At 67.7% G+C, this 18,543-nt stretch carries 17 protein-coding genes and 1 tRNA gene; 3 read left to right on the top strand and 15 right to left on the bottom strand.

Features of this window, described 5'->3' with window-relative positions; translation table 11 throughout:
* Nucleotides 1–129: 129 nt before the first annotated feature.
* From AC07TU_RS16490 to AC07TU_RS16470, 5 genes are all read right to left on the bottom strand, one after another.
* The gene (locus AC07TU_RS16490; RefSeq protein ID WP_495188995.1) at nucleotides 130–1,578 is read right to left on the bottom strand and encodes an MATE family efflux transporter; all 1,449 of its coding nucleotides are present in this window, start codon (nucleotides 1,576–1,578) and stop codon (nucleotides 130–132) included.
* Nucleotide 1,579: 1 nt separating this feature from the next.
* Nucleotides 1,580–4,366 (bottom strand): valine--tRNA ligase, encoded by a 2,787-nt coding sequence (locus tag AC07TU_RS16485; protein ID WP_495188994.1) that lies wholly within the window; start codon nucleotides 4,364–4,366, stop codon nucleotides 1,580–1,582.
* Nucleotides 4,367–4,426: 60 nt separating this feature from the next.
* Nucleotides 4,427–4,888 carry a DUF2497 domain-containing protein gene (locus tag AC07TU_RS16480; protein WP_495188993.1) on the bottom strand — a complete coding sequence of 154 codons (462 nt, stop codon included), beginning with the start codon at nucleotides 4,886–4,888 and terminating at the stop codon, nucleotides 4,427–4,429.
* 81 nt (nucleotides 4,889–4,969) lie between these two features.
* Entirely contained in the window at nucleotides 4,970–6,418 is a 1,449-nt protein-coding gene (locus AC07TU_RS16475) for a TolC family outer membrane protein (RefSeq protein WP_495188992.1), read from the bottom strand.
* A gap of 85 nt (nucleotides 6,419–6,503) precedes the next feature.
* Nucleotides 6,504–7,166, bottom strand: a complete 663-nt coding sequence (locus AC07TU_RS16470) for a protein-L-isoaspartate O-methyltransferase family protein (protein WP_495188991.1) — start codon at nucleotides 7,164–7,166, stop codon at nucleotides 6,504–6,506.
* Nucleotides 7,167–7,343: 177 nt separating this feature from the next.
* Here AC07TU_RS16470 and AC07TU_RS16465 point away from each other — a divergent pair.
* Nucleotides 7,344–7,417 (top strand) — tRNA-Cys (locus tag AC07TU_RS16465).
* Between the two features lie 10 nt (nucleotides 7,418–7,427).
* Here AC07TU_RS16465 and AC07TU_RS16460 read toward each other — a convergent pair.
* The 5 genes from AC07TU_RS16460 to recR form a co-directional block, all read right to left on the bottom strand.
* Nucleotides 7,428–7,688 carry a hypothetical protein gene (locus AC07TU_RS16460; RefSeq protein WP_495188990.1) on the bottom strand — a complete coding sequence of 87 codons (261 nt, stop codon included), beginning with the start codon at nucleotides 7,686–7,688 and terminating at the stop codon, nucleotides 7,428–7,430.
* A 17-nt stretch (nucleotides 7,689–7,705) separates the two neighbouring features.
* Nucleotides 7,706–8,635, bottom strand: coding sequence for a DUF3011 domain-containing protein (locus tag AC07TU_RS16455; RefSeq protein ID WP_495188989.1), 930 nt, complete (start codon nucleotides 8,633–8,635; stop codon nucleotides 7,706–7,708).
* Nucleotides 8,636–8,746: 111 nt separating this feature from the next.
* Complete coding sequence (locus AC07TU_RS16450) at nucleotides 8,747–10,135, bottom strand: DNA recombination protein RmuC (protein WP_495188988.1); 1,389 nt, start codon at nucleotides 10,133–10,135, stop codon at nucleotides 8,747–8,749.
* Between the two features lie 148 nt (nucleotides 10,136–10,283).
* Entirely contained in the window at nucleotides 10,284–10,811 is a 528-nt protein-coding gene (def, locus tag AC07TU_RS16445; RefSeq protein WP_495188987.1) for a peptide deformylase, read from the bottom strand.
* A 43-nt stretch (nucleotides 10,812–10,854) separates the two neighbouring features.
* Entirely contained in the window at nucleotides 10,855–11,451 is a 597-nt protein-coding gene (gene recR, locus AC07TU_RS16440) for a recombination mediator RecR (protein ID WP_495188986.1), read from the bottom strand.
* Nucleotides 11,452–11,526: 75 nt separating this feature from the next.
* Between recR and fmt the strand changes: the two genes are divergently transcribed.
* Complete coding sequence (gene fmt / locus AC07TU_RS16435; protein ID WP_495188985.1) at nucleotides 11,527–12,477, top strand: methionyl-tRNA formyltransferase; 951 nt, start codon at nucleotides 11,527–11,529, stop codon at nucleotides 12,475–12,477.
* Nucleotides 12,474–13,214 (top strand): tRNA pseudouridine(38-40) synthase TruA, encoded by a 741-nt coding sequence (truA, locus tag AC07TU_RS16430; protein ID WP_495188984.1) that lies wholly within the window; start codon nucleotides 12,474–12,476, stop codon nucleotides 13,212–13,214. Before fmt ends, truA begins: the two co-directional genes overlap by 4 nt.
* 9 nt (nucleotides 13,215–13,223) lie before the next feature.
* Here truA and AC07TU_RS16425 read toward each other — a convergent pair whose 3' ends face one another.
* From AC07TU_RS16425 to AC07TU_RS16405, 5 genes are all read right to left on the bottom strand, one after another.
* Nucleotides 13,224–14,420 (bottom strand): class I SAM-dependent RNA methyltransferase, encoded by a 1,197-nt coding sequence (locus AC07TU_RS16425; protein WP_495188983.1) that lies wholly within the window; start codon nucleotides 14,418–14,420, stop codon nucleotides 13,224–13,226.
* Nucleotides 14,417–15,832, bottom strand: a complete 1,416-nt coding sequence (locus tag AC07TU_RS16420; RefSeq protein ID WP_495188982.1) for an NAD(P)H-hydrate dehydratase — start codon at nucleotides 15,830–15,832, stop codon at nucleotides 14,417–14,419. Before AC07TU_RS16420 ends, AC07TU_RS16425 begins: the two co-directional genes overlap by 4 nt.
* A complete protein-coding gene (locus AC07TU_RS16415; protein ID WP_495188981.1) occupies nucleotides 15,832–16,539 on the bottom strand; it encodes an N-acetylmuramoyl-L-alanine amidase in 708 nt (235 codons plus the stop codon). Before AC07TU_RS16415 ends, AC07TU_RS16420 begins: the two co-directional genes overlap by 1 nt.
* An 81-nt stretch (nucleotides 16,540–16,620) precedes the next feature.
* The gene (locus AC07TU_RS16410) at nucleotides 16,621–17,478 is read right to left on the bottom strand and encodes a CheR family methyltransferase (RefSeq protein ID WP_495188980.1); all 858 of its coding nucleotides are present in this window, start codon (nucleotides 17,476–17,478) and stop codon (nucleotides 16,621–16,623) included.
* Entirely contained in the window at nucleotides 17,478–18,539 is a 1,062-nt protein-coding gene (locus tag AC07TU_RS16405; RefSeq protein WP_495188979.1) for a chemotaxis protein CheB, read from the bottom strand. The genes AC07TU_RS16410 and AC07TU_RS16405 overlap by 1 nt, the downstream gene beginning before the upstream one ends.
* Nucleotides 18,540–18,543: the final 4 nt, after the last annotated feature.

Here is an 18,543-nt window from a genome sequence, read left to right as displayed (position 1 = left end):
ACGCCGCAAGGCAGGAGAACGATCCATGAAGGCCCGATTTCCCGGCATCCATCGCTTGAATCCACCGCATCGCCCCGCGCACGGAGGTTGACGCGCAGCGGCGCCGTCCCCGCTGCGCTTCGATGCCCTTCAACCCGTCGGGTGCAGGCGCCCCGCGGGTTCGCTGTCGGAATGCGCCTGTTCGGCGGCTTCATCGGGCTCGGGCGGCACCTGAAGAACGGCGGCGCGCCAGCGGCCATAGCGATAATAGAGCGCCGCGAAGCCGAGCGAGAAGGCCGAACCGAGCGGAAAGGCGAGCCACAGCGCGTCGCTGCCCAGCCAGCGCTGCCCGAACACCGCAAAACCGAGGCGGATCGGGAACAGGGTGATCGCCAGGATGACCAGCGGTGGGACGGTCGCGCCATTGGCGCGGACGGTGGAAAAGAGCACCATCGTCGCGCCGAACATGACGAAGGTCCAGCTGGCGAGCAGCTGGATATGACGCGCAATCGGGATCGCGGCGCTGTCCGCGCCGACGAACAGCGCCATCACCGGACGGTCGAACAGGATGATCAGGACGATCACCGACAGCGTGATCGCGGTGTTGTACATCAAGCCGGCGCGGGTGATCGCGCCGACGCGGTCCCAGCGGCCGGCACCGATATTCTGCGCCGCCATGCTCGACACCGCGACGCCGATCGCCATCGCCGGCATCTGGATATAGGTCCAGAGCTGCTGCGAGACGGCATAGGCCGCAGCGGTATCGACGCCGAGCCGGTTGACCAGCCCGACCATCGACAGGCCGGCGGTGGACATGACCAGCATCTGCGCGCCCATCGGCAGCCCCTTGGCGACGATGGTGCCGACCAGGGCGCGTTCGGGCAGCAAATAGCGTAGCTCGCGTCCGCGCAAGCGGATCGGCAGATCGCGAGCATAGACATAGATCAGCAGGCCCAGCGACGACACGATTCCGGCGAGCAACGTCGCGGTGGCGGACCCGGCGATGCCCATGCGGGGAAACGGCCCGATCCCCGCGATCAGCAGCGGGTTGAAAGCCGAATCGATGACGACGCTGAGCACCATGAACCACAAGGGCGTGAGTGAATCGCCCGCGCCGCGCAGGCTCATCTGGATGAGAACGCCGAACATCGAGAAGGGCAGACCGAGGAAGATGACGCGCAGATAGGCTTGCGCCATGCCCTTTGCCTCGCCCGGGGTGGCGAGCAGGTCGAGAATCTGCGGGGTGAACAGCCAGCCCAGGATGGCGATCAGCACCGCCCCGCCGGTGACAAGCCCGATCGCCGATCCGAACGCACGGCGTGCCGCCTCGATATCGTGCCGCCCGATCGACTGGCCGATCAGGATGGTCGCCGCCATGCCGAACCCGAACACCGCCGAGAACATCAGGAACATGATGATGTTGGCGTTGCTGGTCGCAGCCAGCGCCTGTTCGCCGAGGAAGCGCCCGACCCAGATCGAGTTGATCGAGCCGTTGAGCGACTGAAGGATGTTCGAGCCGAGCGTCGGCAACGCGAACAGCAGCAGGGTGCGGCCGATCGGCCCCTGCGTCAGATCGCGGCGGTTGCCCGGCGGCGGCACCCTATCCCAGCCGGCCCAGCGCCGCGCTCAGCCGCGCCGCTTCGGCCGATTTCTCGGCATGATCGGCACGGGCTTTCTCGACCGCCTCTGGCTTGGCCTTCTCGGCGAAGGCCGGATTAGACAGGCGGGCGTTGAGGCTGTCGCGCTCCTTCTCCGCCGCGGCGATCGCCTTGGTCAGGCGCGCGCGTTCGGCATCGAGGTCGATCACGCCTTCGAGCGGGAGGACGAAGGTCGCCTCGTCCACCACGATCTGCAGCGCGCCGCCTGCGGGGACGTCACCTTCTGCGCGATCGACGCGGGCGAGACGGGCGAGCGCGGGCTCCTGCCGGACAAGCTGCTCTGCCGTGTCGGCATGGGCATCGCGCACGAACAGCGGCAGACGCGCGCCGGGAGGCACGTTGAGCTCGTTACGCGCAGCGCGCAGCTCGCTCACCAGCCGGATCAGCCAGTCGATCTCCTTCGCCGCATGCGAATCCAGCGCGCGGGCGTCGGCCATCGGCCATTTCGCGGTGATCAGCGGATAGTCCGGACGGTCGCCCAGCTTCGACCACAGCTCTTCGGTGATGAAGGGCATGAAGGGGTGAAGCAGCACCAGGATCTGATCGAGCACCCAGCCCGCCACCAGACGCGTCTCTTCGGCACCCTCGGCGCCTTCGGTCTGGAGGACCGGCTTGATCAGCTCGAGATACCAGTCGCAGAAGCGGCTCCAGGTGAACTGGTAGATCGCGTTGGCGGCTTCGTCGAAGCGATGGTCGGCAAAGGCCAGGTCCATCGCCTGCACCGTCGCCACCGTTTCGGCAACGATCCACTTGTTGACCGCGAGGGTCGCGGCGGGCGGCTCGATGTGCTCGCTGGCCTTGATCCCGTTTGACTGGGCGAAGCGCGCAGCGTTCCACAGCTTGGTCGCGAAGTTGCGATACCCCTCGACCCGCTTCTCATCCATCTTCACGTCGCGGCCCTGGCTCTCCATGGCGGCCATGAAGAAGCGCAGCGCGTCGGCGCCATATTTGTCGATCAGGATCAGCGGATCGACGACATTGCCCTTGGACTTGGACATTTTCTGTCCGTCCGCGGCGCGGACAAGTCCGTGGAGATACAAGGTCTTGAACGGCACTTCCTTCATGAAATGCAAGCCCTGCATCATCATCCGCGCATCCCAGAAGAACAGGATGTCGAAGCCGGAGATCAGCACGTCGTTCGGGTAGCGGCCCATCGCCTTCACATCGGCGTCGGGCCAGCCCATCGTCGCGAACGGCCACAGCGCGGAGGAGAACCAGGTGTCGAGCACGTCCTCGTCACGCGTGAGCGCAACGCCCTGCCCGGCCTGCGCCTGCGCGTCTTCCTCGCTCTCGGCGACGAAGATGCGGCCATCCTCGGCATACCATGCCGGGATGCGGTGGCCCCACCAGAGCTGGCGGCTGACGCACCAGGGCTGGATGTTCTCCATCCAGTTGAAATAGGTCTTTTCCCAGCTCTTCGGCACGACCTTGGTCGCGCCCGAGCGGACCGCCTCGATCGCGGGCTTGGCGAGCGTCGCGGCGTCGACATACCATTGGTCGGTCAGCATCGGCTCGATCACCACGCCGCCGCGGTCGCCGAACGGCTGCATGATCTGCTTGTCCTCGACCTGGATCATCAGGCCATCGGCATCGATGTCGGCGACGACGCGCTTGCGCGCCTCGTAACGGTCGAGCCCGCGATAGGCGTCCGGCACCAGGTTGAGCGTATCAACCTCGGCCGCCGTCCATGCGGCGCCGCCGGCAATCTCCTGCGCGCGCGCCGCTGCCACGGCATAGGGCTCGCCGTCGGCGCGCATCGCCGCGACCTCGTCCATCAGCCGGTACATCGGGATGTTGTTGCGCTGCGCGACGCCATAGTCGTTCTCGTCGTGTGCGCCGGTGATCTTGACCGCGCCCGATCCGAAATGGGGATCGGGATAGTCGTCGGTGATGATCGGGATCAGGCGGCGCAGCGCCTTGGGGCCGACCGGGATCTCGCAGAGCTTGCCGACGATCGGGCGGTAGCGCTCGTCATCGGGGTGCACCGCAACCGCGCCGTCGCCCAGCATCGTCTCGGGCCGGGTGGTGGCGATCGAGATGTAGTCGCGCTCTTCCTCCAGCACGACGTTCCCATCCTCGTCGCGCTCGACATAGGTATAGGTCTCACCGCCCGCGAGCGGGTATTTGAAGTGCCACATATGGCCCTGCACCGCGCGCGATTCGACCTCGAGGTCGGAGATCGCGGTCTTGAGCTTGGGGTCCCAGTTCACCAGCCGCTTGTCGCGGTAGATCAGCCCCTGCTTGTGCAGGTCGACGAACACCTTGAGCACGGCCTTCGAAAAGCCCTCGTCCATGGTGAAGCGCTCGTTCGCCCAGTCCATCGAGCAGCCGAGGCGGCGGAGCTGGCGGGTGATCGTGCCGCCGCTTTCTTCCTTCCACTTCCAGACGAGGTCGATGAAGTCCTCGCGCGAATAGTTGGTGCGCTTGTCCTGGCGCTCGTTCAGCTGGCGCTCGACCACCATCTGGGTGGCGATGCCGGCATGGTCGGTGCCGACCACCCAGCGCGCGTCCTTGCCCTTGAGGCGGGCGTGGCGGACGAGGATGTCCTGAAGCGTGTTGTCGAGCGCGTGCCCGATATGGAGCGAGCCGGTGACGTTGGGCGGCGGGTTGACGATCGTCCACGGCTCGGCGCCGGGGCGGTCGGGACGGAACAGGCCGCCCTCCTCCCAATGCGCATACCAGCGCGATTCGATTTCAGCCGGGTCGAAGGTCTTGGGAAGCTCGCTCATGCCCCGCCCTTAACGGGCGTGTCGGGCAAGGCAAGTACCGGGGAAAGCCAGTTGCCGGGCTCAATCGCGGCCGGCGGTAATCCGGGCGATCTCACGCTGCACCATTTCCTCGACCATGCGCGGGAGGTTGGCGTCGAGCCATTCGCGCAGCATCGGGCGGAGCATCTCGCGCACCAGCCCCTCAAGCGTGTCGGTGCCCACGACATCGGGCTTCACGATCAGCCGCGACAGCGCCTCGAGCGGTCCGCGGCTCGCCTGTGCCGTGGTGGCGGAGAGAATCGGTTCGGCCGGCGCAGCAGCCTGAGCGGGCTCCGGCGCCGCTTCCTCGGCCTGGCGCGATTCGGCGGGGACCGGTTCGCTCAGTTCGAGAATCTCGTCCTCGTCCACGACGGGTGCAGGCGGGGCAGCGCGCGCAGGACGGCGGGTGCGAGCCGTGACCGCGCTCTCGCCCTCTTCGGCGATGATCCGTTTGATCGAGGACAGGATGTCCTCCATCGACGGTTCGTTACTGACGTCCCCCATTCGTTGTTCCCGCGTTAGGGATAAACAGACACGCCAAGTGTCGGAATTCCTACACAGCTGTCAACCATCAGGCCTTAAGATTTAGTATGGCCGTGCTGGATCGACGGGACCGGAGACCACCGGGGTCTGCGCGGGGGTGTCGGTGGTGCGGGTCGCCTGCGGCTGCGGCGCCGGGCCATCGCGCCAGTCGGAGATGCTGCGGCGCGAGCGGTTATAGCTGGCGACCGGATCGTAGAGCGGTCCGCCGTCGAGCCCCAGATCCTGCGCTTCGGCGCGGCCCATCGCCGCCAGCACCGCAAAGCCGGCGACATAGGCGTCGCGCTCGGCAGTGACGAGCTGGACCTGCGAATTGAGCAGTTCCTGCTCGGCGTTGAGGATGTCGAGGATCGTGCGGGTGCCGACGCTGTTCTCGGCGCGGACGCCCTCGAGGCTCAGCTGGTTGGCCTGGACCGCAAGCCGGCTGCTCTCGATCACGCGCATCGCCGACTGCCACACCGCATAGGCCGAGCGGGTCTGCGCGATCACGCCACGCTCGGCGGAGGTGACCTGCTCCATCGCCGCCGACTGGCGTGCCTGCGCCTGACGGACCTGCGCCGCCGGGCGGCCGCCCTGGAACAGCGGAAGCGTCAGATTGACGCCCGCGCTGGTCGCAAAGCCGTCATTGGCCAGACCCGCCGTACGACCCGGCCCCGGGATCGCGCCGAAGCGGTTGTAATAGTCGCCGTTCACGCCGACGCTGACCTGCGGCAGGCGCCCGGCCCGCGCGACATTGACGTCATAGGCGGATGCGTCGCGAGTCTTCTTTGCCGCATCGAGCGCGGGATTATCCTCCAGCGCCACGCTGACTGCCTGATCCGGCCCGGTTGGCAGGTTCGGCAGCGCCGGCGGCGGAGCGAGAACGCCCGGCGGCGTGCCGACGACGCGGATGTAATTCTCCCGGCTGCCGATCAGGCCGGCCTCGGCACCACGAAGCTGGCTCTGCGCAGACGCCAGCCGCGCTTCGGACTGGGCGACGTCGGTGCGGGTGAGGTCGCCCACCTCGAACCGGTCGCGCGTCGCCTGAAGATTGACCTCGAGCGCGCGGACATTCTGCTGGTTGAGCCGCACCGTCGCCTCGTCGCGGATCACGTCGAGATAGGCGGTCACCACGTCGGTGAAGAGCTGGCTCTCGACGCTGCGCAATCCCGCGCGGCCCGCCTCGACCCGCGTTTCCGCCGCGCGCACCGAATTGCGCACCGATCCGCCCGAAAACACCGGCACCGAGAGGCTGAGGCCCGCACTGCCCTGACGCGGCGAAGACAGCCCGCTGCTGTCGCTGTCGTGAAGATTCTCGCTGTAGCGCCCGGTGGAGTTCACACCCGGCAGACCGCGCGACCGCGCGATCGGCACATCCTCATCGGTTGCGCGCAGGCTGGCGCGCTCCGCGAACAGGCCGGGATTGGTGTTGTACGCCTTGACCATCGCCTCACGCAGCGTCTCGGTCGGCGCTGCCGCCGGTGCCTGCGCGGCGGGCGCAGCGGTCTGCGCCATGGCAGGCAACGCCAAACCGGCGGCCCCAATTCCGGCAACACTGACCCCGGCGAGGAAATGGCTCAATCGCATCCGTGTTTCTTTCTCAGAATTTGAAGCCGCGCGGCTTTTCGAACCCCGGCAGCACCGCACATTCGATATCCGCGAACGGCTTGAGGCCGAAGCCGCCTTCGCTGCGCACACCCGATGCCAGACGGGTCACGCCGCGATCGACAAGCCCCGTGACGATTCGACCGCCGGGCGCCACCTGCGCGGCCAGCGTCGCCGGAAGCTCCTCCACCGCGCCGTCCACGATCAGCACGTCATAGGGCGCGCGCGCCGCATAGCCATCCGCCAGCGGCCCCTCGACCAGTTCCGCCTGCCCCGCCAGCGCGGTACGCGCGGCATCGGCAAGCGCCGGGTCGGATTCGACCGCGACAACGCTCGCCGCGAGCTTTGCCGCGACCGCGGCTGCATAGCCGCCCGCGGCACCGACGATCAGCACCTTGTCCTCCGGCCGCAACCGCGCTTCGGTAAGCAGCAGACCCGTCGCGAGCGGCGGGCTCTGTGCACGGCCATTGCCCAGCGGCAGCGAGCGATCGCGATAGGCGAGCGCGCGCTGCGATTCGGGCAGGAACTTCTCACGCTCGACCTGCGCCATCGCCGCGACCACGCGCGCGTCACTGACGCCGCTGGTGCGCAGCTGGCTCACCACCATCGCGGCACGTGCGGTTTCGGAACCGGGAAGTTCGGCGGTCACGGTCATCATCACTCCAGCCCTGATCGCACAACTGTTATAGTCGTGCAATACACTTGTTCGATTGGCGCGCTTGTATCCTGTGGCGGTGGCATAGCCAAGCAACTGTGCCAAGCAAGGAAAGCGAATTTTCGCAACCCATGGTTGACATGTCGCACCGCCCCGCGCACAGCGCCCCCTCGCTTTCGGGGCCCGATGGCGGAGTGGTTACGCAGAGGACTGCAAATCCTTGCACGCCGGTTCGATTCCGGCTCGGGCCTCCACTTCCCTTCTTCAGTCCTCGCGCGGCGGCGCGGTCAGGTCCATGAAGTTGCGGGCAGCCTCACGATCCGCCTCATCCTTGAACGCGACGTCGAGATCGGGCGCGGCGCCCAGCATGTGGAGCACCGCCCACAGCGCAAAGCGGCGCGAACGATCCTGCTCAAGCCCGAGATCGACCCGCATCCGCTCGACCCCCGCCTCGACCGCGGCAGGCGGGATCGAGGCGAGGTCGGCGGACCCGAAATAGCGGCGCAACTGATCATCGAAATCCATGCGCCGCCCCTAGCGGTTCAGTTCGTGAAGTCGAGCTGAACCACCTTGGTCGGCGTGGCACGGCAATAGAAAGGCGTCGTGCGGTCGCCGTCCGGATAGCTTGCGGTGAGATCCGCCGCGAACCGCCAGCCGCCATTGCCCGGCTCGATGCTGGTGATCCGGTCGAGCCGAAGCCGCGTGCCGCCGGTCACGCCGATCTGGCGCGACGCTTCGAACAGACAGGTCTGCAGCGACGGCCGGGCCTCCGACCGCACCAGCGTGAGATCGGCCGAGAGCGCCGCCGGCGGGCCGGGCGGATAGCTGGTCGGCGGCGCTTCCGGCGCCGTCGAATCGGCCGGCTTCTTGTTCTTGCTCGCCAGCAGCGCGATCAGACCCGCCGCAACCGCGACGCCGCCGATGATCAGGCCGGTGCTTGGCCCCTTGTCGCGGTCCGGACGCTCAGGCTGCCAGCCGCCGCCCCAGTTGTTGCCATAGCCATAGGCGAAGGTCGCGCGGCAGTTGCGCACCCAGATCGAGCGCCGGTCATAGCCCCAGCCGCGCCCCTGGTTGCAGACGCCGCCATCGGCGCGGAGCAGCACGACGCGGTTCTGGGTGTTGACGTTGCAGTAGCGCGTCCGGCTGTTGCGCGATTCGCAACTGATGCGGCCGGCATAGCCGCGGTCATTTCCCCACCCCGGATTGCCGGGATAGCCAGGCTCGGGCCGCGGCGGGCGCGGACGGCCGGGAACGGGTTGCGGCAGCGGTACCGGGCGATCGACGATCGGCCCAGGCAGCGGCACGGGGCGATCCGGCACGGGCTGCGGGAGCGGCACCGGACGATCCGGAACCGGCTGGGGCAGCGGAACCGGTCGCTGCTGCGGCGCCGGCCTAGTCTGCGCCATAAGCGGCGTGATGCTCTGGGTGACGATCGCCGTGGACAAGACCACCAGCTTCAACGTGCCTTTCATGCGCGGACTCCCCTGTTTTCTGGAACGCGGTCATTCAAGTCGTTACGTCGCCAGTATAGATCGAACGTCCCGGTCCCGCACCAAAAATCAACGTAAAGAGAAGCTTGCGCGCTATTCCGCGGCCTGCGCCGGCGGTTCGGCATCCGGGCTGTCGGCGTGGCTGGCGAGCAGCTCGACCGGGGCAATGCTCTCGATCTCGCGCGCGCCGGTCTCGACGTTGAGATCCTTGAGCTTTCGCGCCGAAACCAGAGCACGCGTCTCAAGGCTGCTGGCGAAAGTATTGAAATTCTTGACCGCGCTGTTGAGACCGGTGCCGACGACGCGCAGATCCTGCATCGCCTTGGCCAGCCGGTCGTACAGTTCCTTGCCGAGCTCGCCGATCTGGCGCGCCTCTTTGGCCATCTTCTCCTGCCGCCATACCGCCGCGACGGTGCGCGCGATCGCGATCAGGTTGGTGGGCGTCGCGAGCAGCACGCGCTTCTCGAACGCGAAGTCCCACAGGCCATGGTCGTGCTCGAGCGCAGCGGAGAGGAAATGCTCACCCGGGACGAACATGATGACGTAATCGGGCGCCTCGTCGAACTGGGTCCAATAGGCCTTGTTGCCGAGGGCATTGATGTGATTCTTCATCGACGCCGCATGCTGGGCAAGACCAGCCTGGCGCTCCCCTTCCTCGACCGCACCGAATGCGTCCTGATAGGCGTTCAATGACACCTTGGCGTCGATCACCAGCGCCTTGCCGCCGGGCACGCGAACGATCGCGTCGGGACGGAGCCGCCCGCCCTCCTCCTGCGCGACGCTGACTTCGGTCTCGAAATCGGTGTGTTCGGAGAGGCCGCAGGCCTCGAGCACGTTCTTGAGCTGTTGCTCGCCCCAGCGGCCGCGCGACTTGGGCGCGTTGCGGAGCGAATTGACGAGCTTGGCCGCCTCGCTGCTCACCCGCTCCTGACCGATCCGCATCTGTTCGATCTGGCCCTTGAGCTCGCCGAACGCGTCGCGGCGCTCGGCCTCTACCTTCGCCACGCCCTCCTCATAACGCTGGAGGCGTTCATTGACCGGCTGGAGCAGCGCCTTGAGATTCTGGCCGGCGGTCACCTCGGATTGCCTGAACCGGTCCTCGGCGCGCTTGAGAAAGGCTTCCTGCGTCTGATTGAGCATCTGCCCGGCAAGCTCGCGGAATTGCCCCGCCATCAACTCGCGCGCGCCCTTGAACTCCTCGAGCCGTTCCTCGAACGCACTCGCCTTGGTGCGCAGCTCGGTCAGTTCGAGCCGCGCAATGTCGCGCTCGTCCCGGATGCCGTCGAGCTGGTCGCGAAGCTCGGGCAGTTCGCGCAGCCGTTCCTCGGCGCCGGCAAGGTCGATGATCGCGGCCTTGAAGTCGGCTTCGCGCTTGTCACGCTCGGCGCGGATCTCCGCGAGACGGCGATTGGCGACGAACCAGCCGACGGCGCCGCCGAGCAGCAGGGCGAAGATCAGGGCAAGGGCGAACTCGGTTGACACGTTTCTCTCGGCAAGTTGACGGAATCGGCATGTTTTTGCGCACGTGACAACCGCCCGCTCCCCACACCGGGAGCAGGAACATAGACCGAACGGTTACGGTAGGACAGGGTTAATTGCGGCGCGTGCAACCACGCGCCGCGCCGGGAGGTCAGGCCGCCGCTTTGCGCGCCTTGTCGAGCTTCTTCATGATCATCTGGCGCTTGAGGCGCGAGAGGTGATCGAGGAAGACGATGCCCTCGAGATGGTCCATCTCATGCTGGATGCAGGTTGCGAGCAAGCCGGTGAACACCTCGTCATGCGCCTTGCCATGCTCGTCCAGCCACTTGACGCGGCACGTCGCGGGGCGATCGACATCGGCATACTGGTCGGGAACCGACAGACAGCCCTCGGTATAGGTGTTCTGCGCGTCGGACGGCTCGAGAATCTCGGGGTTCACGAAGACGCGCGGCTCGCGGATCGGCTTGCCCTCCTCGTCCTCTTCCTCCTGAAGGTCCATGACGATCAGCCGCTTGGGTACGCCGACCTGGATCGCGGCAAGGCCGATGCCCGGAGCGTCGTACATCGTCTCGAACATGTTGGCGATCAGCACGCGCAGTTCGTCGTCGACCGTGTCGACAGGGGTGGACACCAGCTTGAGGCGCGGATCGGGGACTTCGAGGATCGGAAGAATAGCCATCGGGGTAATTTAGCTCCGCCTGGGTCAGGCTTCAAGGAAAGGATCAGGCGACGGGCCGCCGTGCGCGCAGCGCCTGGGCCAACGTGCCCTCGTCGAGATAGTCGAGTTCGCCGCCGACGGGGAGGCCATGGGCGAGCTGGGTCAGGCGCACCGGGCGCCCTTCCAGCCGCTCGGCGATGTAATGGGCGGTGGTCTGGCCTTCGAGCGTGGCATTCATCGCCAGCACCACCTCGTCGATGCCGCCCGCGGCGACGCGGGTGATGAGGCTGTCGATCGCCAGATCCTCGGGCCGGACACCGTCGAGCGCGGAGAGCTTGCCGCCAAGCACATGGAAACGGCCGGGAAAGAGGCGCGAACGTTCGAGCGCCCAGAGGTCGGCCACTTCCTCGACCACGCAGAGCTGGCGCGTGTCTCGGCGCGGATCGGCGCAGATCGCGCAGGGGTCCGAGGTATCGACATTGCCGCAGGTCGAGCAGGTCGCGAGGCGCTGGCTGACCGCGGTGAGCGCGGCGAGCAGCGGATCGAGCGCGGTCTCGCGCTTCTTGAGCAGATGCAGCACCGCGCGCCGCGCCGAACGCGGGCCAAGGCCGGGCAGGCGCGACAGGGCTTGAGTCAGGGTTTCGATCTCGGGCGAGGCCATGCGATGTTCCCTAACCGTTCGCGTTGCGGAATGGAAGGATGGCGCAGCGGCATCGATTGCGGCTAGAGGCGCCCGATGCGGATCATCTTCATGGGAACCCCGGAATTTGCGGTGCCGACGCTCGACGCACTGGTCGAGGCGGGGCACGAGGTCGTGGCGGCATACAGCCAGCCGCCGCGCGCGGGCGGGCGGCGCGGCAAGGCGCTGACCCCCTCCCCCGTCCATGCGCGCGCCGAGGCGCTGGGGATCGAGGTGCGCACGCCGCTGTCGTTCAAGAAGGACCCGGAAGCAGTCGCGGCGTTCGCGGCGCTGGAGGCGGATGTCGCAGTGGTCGCCGCCTATGGCCTGATCCTGCCGGTAAGCGTGCTGGAAGCGCCGCGACTGGGGTGCATGAACGTCCATGCCTCGCTGCTCCCGCGCTGGCGCGGCGCGGCGCCGATCCAGCGCGCGATCCTGGCAGGCGACGCGGAGACCGGGGTCGGGATCATGCAGATGGAAGCCGGGCTGGATACCGGGCCGGTGCGGCTTGAGGGGCGGACGCCGGTCGCGGGCAAGACCGCGGGCGAACTGACCGACGAGCTGGCGGCCATGGGCGCTCGGCTGATGGTTCAGGTGCTGGCCGATGCGGATGCGTACCCGGCGGTGGCGCAGGCCGAGGATGGCGTGACCTATGCCGCCAAGATCGACAAGGCGGAGGCACGGCTCAACTTCACGCAAAGCGCGGTGGAAGTTGAACGAAAAATTCGTGCTTTCAACCCTGCCCCTGGTGCGTTTTTCGAGATTGGCGGAGAGCGTGTCCGCATCCATGCCGCTGAGCTGATTGCGGGCGAAGGGCGCGGTCCCGTGGTGGGGGGCTACGGTCCAAACCGTGGGGCGAAGCGCGGCATCGTCGAAGATGACAAGCTAACGATCACCTGCGGAGCTGGCGCGATCCGGCCCACGCTCGTCCAGCGCGCTGGGCGTGGCGTCATGACCACCATGGAGTTGCTCAACGGCTTCCCCATCCCAGCGGGAACGCAGCTTTGACCCGCTTCGCGCTCACGGTGGAATATGACGGCCGGCCGTTCATGGGCTGGCAATATCAGGACCATGGCCCGAGCGTTCAGCAGGCGATCGAGGATGCGCTGCATGGCATCACCGGCGAGGATACGCTGGTCCACGCCGCCGGGCGCACCGATGCGGGGGTGCATGCGCTGGGGATGCGCGCGCATACCGAGATCGAGAAGGACATCGCGCCGTTCCGGCTGATGGAAGCGCTCAACGCACATCTGCGCACCGTGCCGGTGGCGATCCTGGCGTGCGAGACGGTGGCGGACGACTGGCATGCACGTTTCTCGTGCACCGCGCGGCATTATGTGTACCGCATCGTCAACCGCCGCGCGCCGCTGACCTTCGACAAGGGACTGAAGTGGCGGGTACCGGCCGAGCTCGACGCGGCGGCGATGCACGAGGCGGCACAGATTCTGGTGGGGCTGCATGACTTCACCACCTTCCGCTCCGCCCATTGCCAGTCGGCGAGCGCGCTCAAGACGCTCGACCGGCTCGACGTCGTACGCGAGGGCGACGAAATCAGCGTGTACGCGTCCGCGCGCTCGTTCCTCCATCATCAGGTGCGGTCGATGGTCGGGTGCCTGTCGATGGTCGGACGCGGGCAATGGACCGCCGACGACCTGCGCGACGCACTGGAAGCGAAGGACCGCGCGGCGCTGGGGCTGAATGCGCCGCCGGACGGCCTGTACTTCGTGCGGGCGGATTACCCGTAAGCTCTGGCCCTAACGGCTGAACCGCGCCGCCAGCTCGGCATGGGTGGACCAGCGGAACTGGCCGACCGGAAGCACCCAGTCGAGGCGGTAGCCACCTTCAATCAAAGTCTTCGTATCGCGTGCGAACGTATTGGGATTGCACGATATATAGGCGATCACCGGCGCCTTGGACGCGGCGATCTGCTCGGCCTGTTCCTTCGCCCCGGCGCGCGGGGGATCGAGGATCACGGCGTCGAACAGGTCGAGTTCCTTGGGCACCAGCGGGCGGCGGAACAGGTCGCGATGCTCGGCGAAGACCGGGCGCTGGGCGCGGCCCGCGGCGGCCTTGAGCGACAGGATCGCTTCACGCGCGCCCTCGCCCGCATAGACCTTCACATTCGGGTCCATTGCCAGCGCGAAGGTGCCGAGTCCGGCAAACAGGTCGGCGATCGCCTTCGCACCACCAATCGCCTCGCGCGCGGCAGCGACCAGAGCCGCCTCCCCCTCGGGCGTCGCCTGCAGAAAGCTGGCGGCCGGGAACGCGACAGGGACACCGCTGAAGCTGACCGTGACCGGCTCAGGCTCCCAGCGTGGCTCGGGCCCCAGGCCGTCATCGACCGAGAGGCGCGCAAGGCCATGGCGCTGGGCAAAGGCGGTGATCGCCTCGACCGCGCTCAAACTGTCGGTGACGAGGCCATCGACCAGCACGTCCGGCCCTTGATCGGTGAGCGCGAAATGGACGTTGACTCGGCGATTGGCGGGCAGATGCGATGCCAGCAGCCCGCGCAACGGCTGAAGCAGCGCGAACAGGCGCGGATCGAGGATCTCGCACTGCTGGAGATCGATCAGCCGGTGGCTCGACTGTTCGGTGAAGCCCAGATGGACTTGCCGCCCCCGCCGTTCGGCATGGAGCGCAGCGCGGCGGCGGGTGCGCGGCGGGGACAGCATGGGCGCGCGGATCTCAGCCTCCACCCCCTGCTGCATCAGCGCGCCGGCGATGCGTGCGGTGAGGAATTCGGCATAGGCGCGGTCGTCGAGATGCTGGAGCTGGCAGCCGCCGCACTCGGGGAAATGGCGGCATGGTGGCGTCTGATGGCGTGGGCCGGGTTGGAGGGTGCCGTCGGCGCGCAGGGTGTCGCCCGGCGCAGCGAGCGGGGCGTGGCGGCCGTCCGCGGTCACCCCATCCCCACGCGCGGCGATGCGGACGATGGTGGTATCGTCGCTCACAGTGTGCGCTCCAGCGCGAGGGGAAGTGCGTCGGCCAGTTCGTCGGCGAGGAAGCAGCGGTTGAGCAGGCGCGCAGCCTCGGCGTGGAGCCATACACCGGCGGAAGCGGCCTCCAAGGGCATCCAGTTATGTTGTGCGATCATCGTGGCGATGGCCCCTGCCAGAACATCGCCCGTTCCTGCAACCGACAGCCACGGACTGGCGGGCAGCGCCACATTGGCCCATCCATTGGGCTGCGCGATCACCGTATCGGCGCCCTTGAACACGACCACCGCATTGCTCCGGCGTGCAGCGTCCTGCGTGCGGGCGATCTTGCCGCCCTCGCCCTCCCCGAACAGCGCCGTGAACTCGCCGGCGTGCGGGGTGAGCACGATAGTTGCCTCGCGCCCCTGCAACCGATCGAGGTCGAGCAAGTGAAGCGCGTCGCCGTCGATCACCAGCGGATGCGGGCTGGCAAGCGCGGCGTCGAGCTTTTCGCGCGCCCGGTCGTCGCGGCCAAGACCGGGGCCGATGACAACCGCGCCGATGCGCTTGTCGTCAAGCGCGTCCGCGCTCCAGCGCTGCCGGACAATGGCGTGCGGCGGATGCGGCAGCCCGCCGGTCAGGAGCAAGACATAGCCAGCCCCCGCGCGATAGGCGGCAAGCGCGGCCAGCTCGGACGCGCCGTGCATCGGGCCGGAGATCACCGCGACCATGCCGCGGTTGTACTTGTGCGAAGCCGCTCCGGGCTTGGCGATCTGCGGCAAGGCGAGTATTCGCACGGTTGCGTCCGACAGAAGGTCGCCCCGTGCCAGCCCGATATCGACCGTGCGTACGGCCCCGCAAAGCGCAGATGCCGGCTGCAGGAGATGTGCGGGTTTGAGCGAACCCAGCGCCAGCGTCACATCGACTGCCGCCAGTTCCTGGCCAAAGGCTTCACCGGTGTCGGTTTCCAGACCGCTTGGCAGGTCAACTGCGATCGACAGGCGCGCGCGAGCAGTCAGCGCCGTGATCGCATGCACTGCCGAAGCTTCGAGCGGACGCGACAGGCCCGTGCCGAACAATGCATCGACCATCACCGGCGCATCGCCCGCCGCTTCGCCGGACAGAGCTTCGACAGCGCCAGTCCAGCCCTTGCGCGCTTCCGCCGCAGCCTCGGTGCGCGGATCGCCGAGAGCCGCTACCCGAACGTCCATCCCGCGGCTCGCCAGAACACGAGCCGCGACATAACCGTCGCCGCCATTATTGCCGGGGCCGCACAGGATCAGCACGGGCGCCCCGGCAGCAAGGCGGTGCACCCATTCGGCCACGCCGGTACCGGCACGCTCCATCAGCGCAGAGACGCTGGAGCCATTCGCAATCGCCCGGTCCTCGGCCGCGCGCATCTGCGCCGCGGTCAGGACCGGCGCGCCCGTGACGGCGCGATGCAACATCACTCGTCGCCTTGCGGCTTGGGCAGGAGCAGCGCGAGGAGGATCATCCGGCACTCGGCATCGATCGTGCCGTCGACCAGTTCCGGGCGGAAGCGGCGCTGGAAGGCGACGGTCGCGGCGAGCCCGTCGGTCACCTCATAGCCGAAGCGTTCGAGCGCGAGCAGGAAGCCGGCATCGGTCCAGCCCGGGTCCATCAAATTCTTGGTCGGGCGCGGAAGCGCGAGGCGCAGGCGCGCGAGCTTGCCCCAGGGGAAGAGCTCGCCCGGATCCTGCTTGCGCGCGGGGGCAATGTCCGAATGGCCGACCACGTTGCCGCGGGTGATGCCGTAGCGGTTCTTGATCTCTGCAGTCAGCCGGATCACCGAATCGATCTGCTCGTCCGGGAAGGGGCGATAGCCGAATTCGTGCCCGGGATTGACGATCTCGATCCCGACCGATGCGGAGTTGATGTCGGTGACCCCGCGCCAGCGCGACTTGCCCGCGTGCCAGGCGCGGTTGGCCTCATCGACCAGGCGAACAATCTGCCCGTCTTCGGCGACGAGCCAGTGGCTCGATACCTTCGCCTCGGGATCGCGCAGCCGCATGATCGCCTCCTCGGCGCTCTGCATCCCGGTATAGTGGAGCACGATGATGCTGACCGGCAGCGCCCGCGCATCGAAATTGGGCGACGGCGCGTCGATCCACTCGAGTTCAGTCCCGTCCATCATCGCTGTGAGGGATGCGGCGGCGCGCGCCGAAAGGCAAGCCGCACGGCGCAACGATGCGCTGAAACACCTCCCGCCGGTGCCTCAGGCGGCGCGGAACGGCGCGACGCGGGCGTCATCCGCCAGATAGAGACCGCGGAACTGATCGCTGGGGCGGAACGCGTCGGTCTGGCCGATCACCGTCTCTCCGGCGCCCAGCACCAGCAGCCCGCCGTCGCGCGTCGCCGTGCGCAGGGTGCGGAACACGCGGGTGCGCACATCGGCGGCGAAATAGAGCAGCACGTTGCGGCAAAGCACGATGTCGAACTTGCCCGCGGGGGCCGGCTCCTTGGCCAGATTGTGCTGGCGGAACTGGACTCGCCGGGAAAGCTCGGGACGGATCACCCAATCGCCATCGACGCTGTCGAACCAGCTGACCATCCGGCGCACCGGAAGGCCGCGCTGGATCTCGAACTGCGAGAACCGCCCCGAGCGCGCCCGCGTGAGCGCGGCAGCGGAGACATCGGTCGCGATGATCTCTGGCATCACCATGCCGCGGGTGATCGCGGCTTCCTCGAACAGCATTGCCAGCGAATAGGGCTCCTGCCCCATCGAGCAGCCCGCCGACCAGATGCGCAAGCGGCGGCCGGGCGTCTCGGCCTGAAGCGCCTGCGCCGCCTCGACCACCAGGTCGAGCACCGCCGCGTCGCGAAAGAAGGAGGTTTCGTGATTGAGCAGCGCATCGACCACCGACTCGGCGAGCGGCCCGTTGCGCTCCGCGGCAAGCCGGCCGATCAGCTGATCGAGCGTGTCGAGATCGTTGGCGCGCAGCACAGGCTTCAACACCGTCTCGACCCGCCAGGCACGGTTGGCGGCGATCTGCTGGCCGGTCCGCTGTTCGAGCAGGTTTCCGATCACATGCATCGCACCGGTGGATGCGAAGTTCTGCGGGACCGCCGTCATCAGCCGGGCCTCCGCTGGCTGGCGATGATCCGGCCGATCTCGTCGGGCGGGAGTACCGCGGCGGCGCTCTCGGCGATCGCGCCGGGCATGCCCCACACCACCGAGCTGGCCTTGTCCTGCACGATCACGCTTCCCCCGGCATCGATCAGCCGTTTCGCGCCCACCGCCCCGTCGCGGCCCATCCCCGACAGGACGACGCCGAGTCCGCGTGCACCGAACAGATCGGCGATCGAGTCGAGCATCGGATCGACCGACGGCATGCAACCGCTCGCCACCGACTCGTGCGACAGCCGGACGGCATAATAGCCCTCACCCGCACGCACGATGCGCAGATGCGCGTCCCCCGGCGCCACAAGCATCCGGCCTGGCCGGACCCTGACATGATCGGCCGCAACCTCGCACGGCCGGCCCGCAAGCACTGCGAGCTGCGCCGCGAAATAGCTCATGAACGAGGCCGGAAGGTGCTGGGTGACCAGGATCGGCGCCTGGAAGGAGGGCGGGATCGCACGCAGCATCTGGCTGAGCGCGTGGATGCCCCCGGTGGAGGCACCGACCGCGACGATGTCGAACTCGCCCGGCGCACGATCGGCATGGGCAGAGACCGAGGTTCGGGCGTCGTCGATGTCGAACAAGCGCGTCAGCCGGTCCTCGAGCACCGTGGCGAACCGGCCGGCAAAATTGCCGACGCCGGGCTTTACCAGCGTGTCGGCGGCACCGAGCGCGAGCGCCTGCACCGCCGCCGCGGCGCCATCATCGGCAGCGGAGGAGACCACCAGCACCTTGGCCCCCTGCCCTGCCGCGATCAGATCGGGCAGCGCAGTCAGGCCGTGGATGCCCGGCATCTCAAGATCGAGCAGGATCACATCGGCACGATTGGCGGCAAGAAAGGCGAGCGCGCCGGTCACGTCGCTGACCGATCCGGCGATCCGGAACCGGCCCATCCCCTCGATCATCCGGCCGAGCACGGCACGGGCAACGACCGAATCATCGACGATCAGGACGCGGACGCTTCCGCCATCGCGGTCCGGCGGAGGGCCGGCCGCGGCTATGTTTCTAGCCATCGCC

The organism is Sphingomonas sp. GW821-FHT03E12 (genome assembly GCF_059420685.1).
This window is presented reverse-complemented; position numbering and strand designations above follow the sequence as displayed.

Coding starts and splice junctions, on each gene's coding strand:
- fmt (WP_495188985.1), top strand. CDS start 11,527: ATGCGGATCATCTTCATGGGAACCCCGGAATTTGCGGTGCCGACGCTC.
- AC07TU_RS16420 (WP_495188982.1), bottom strand. CDS start 15,832: ATGTTGCATCGCGCCGTCACGGGCGCGCCGGTCCTGACCGCGGCGCAG.
- recR (WP_495188986.1), bottom strand. CDS start 11,451: ATGGCCTCGCCCGAGATCGAAACCCTGACTCAAGCCCTGTCGCGCCTG.
- AC07TU_RS16460 (WP_495188990.1), bottom strand. CDS start 7,688: ATGGATTTCGATGATCAGTTGCGCCGCTATTTCGGGTCCGCCGACCTC.
- AC07TU_RS16405 (WP_495188979.1), bottom strand. CDS start 18,539: ATGGCTAGAAACATAGCCGCGGCCGGCCCTCCGCCGGACCGCGATGGC.
- AC07TU_RS16480 (WP_495188993.1), bottom strand. CDS start 4,888: ATGGGGGACGTCAGTAACGAACCGTCGATGGAGGACATCCTGTCCTCG.
- AC07TU_RS16410 (WP_495188980.1), bottom strand. CDS start 17,478: ATGACGGCGGTCCCGCAGAACTTCGCATCCACCGGTGCGATGCATGTG.
- AC07TU_RS16455 (WP_495188989.1), bottom strand. CDS start 8,635: ATGAAAGGCACGTTGAAGCTGGTGGTCTTGTCCACGGCGATCGTCACC.
- AC07TU_RS16485 (WP_495188994.1), bottom strand. CDS start 4,366: ATGAGCGAGCTTCCCAAGACCTTCGACCCGGCTGAAATCGAATCGCGC.
- AC07TU_RS16470 (WP_495188991.1), bottom strand. CDS start 7,166: ATGATGACCGTGACCGCCGAACTTCCCGGTTCCGAAACCGCACGTGCC.
- def (WP_495188987.1), bottom strand. CDS start 10,811: ATGGCTATTCTTCCGATCCTCGAAGTCCCCGATCCGCGCCTCAAGCTG.
- AC07TU_RS16475 (WP_495188992.1), bottom strand. CDS start 6,418: ATGGCGCAGACCGCTGCGCCCGCCGCGCAGGCACCGGCGGCAGCGCCG.
- AC07TU_RS16415 (WP_495188981.1), bottom strand. CDS start 16,539: ATGATGGACGGGACTGAACTCGAGTGGATCGACGCGCCGTCGCCCAAT.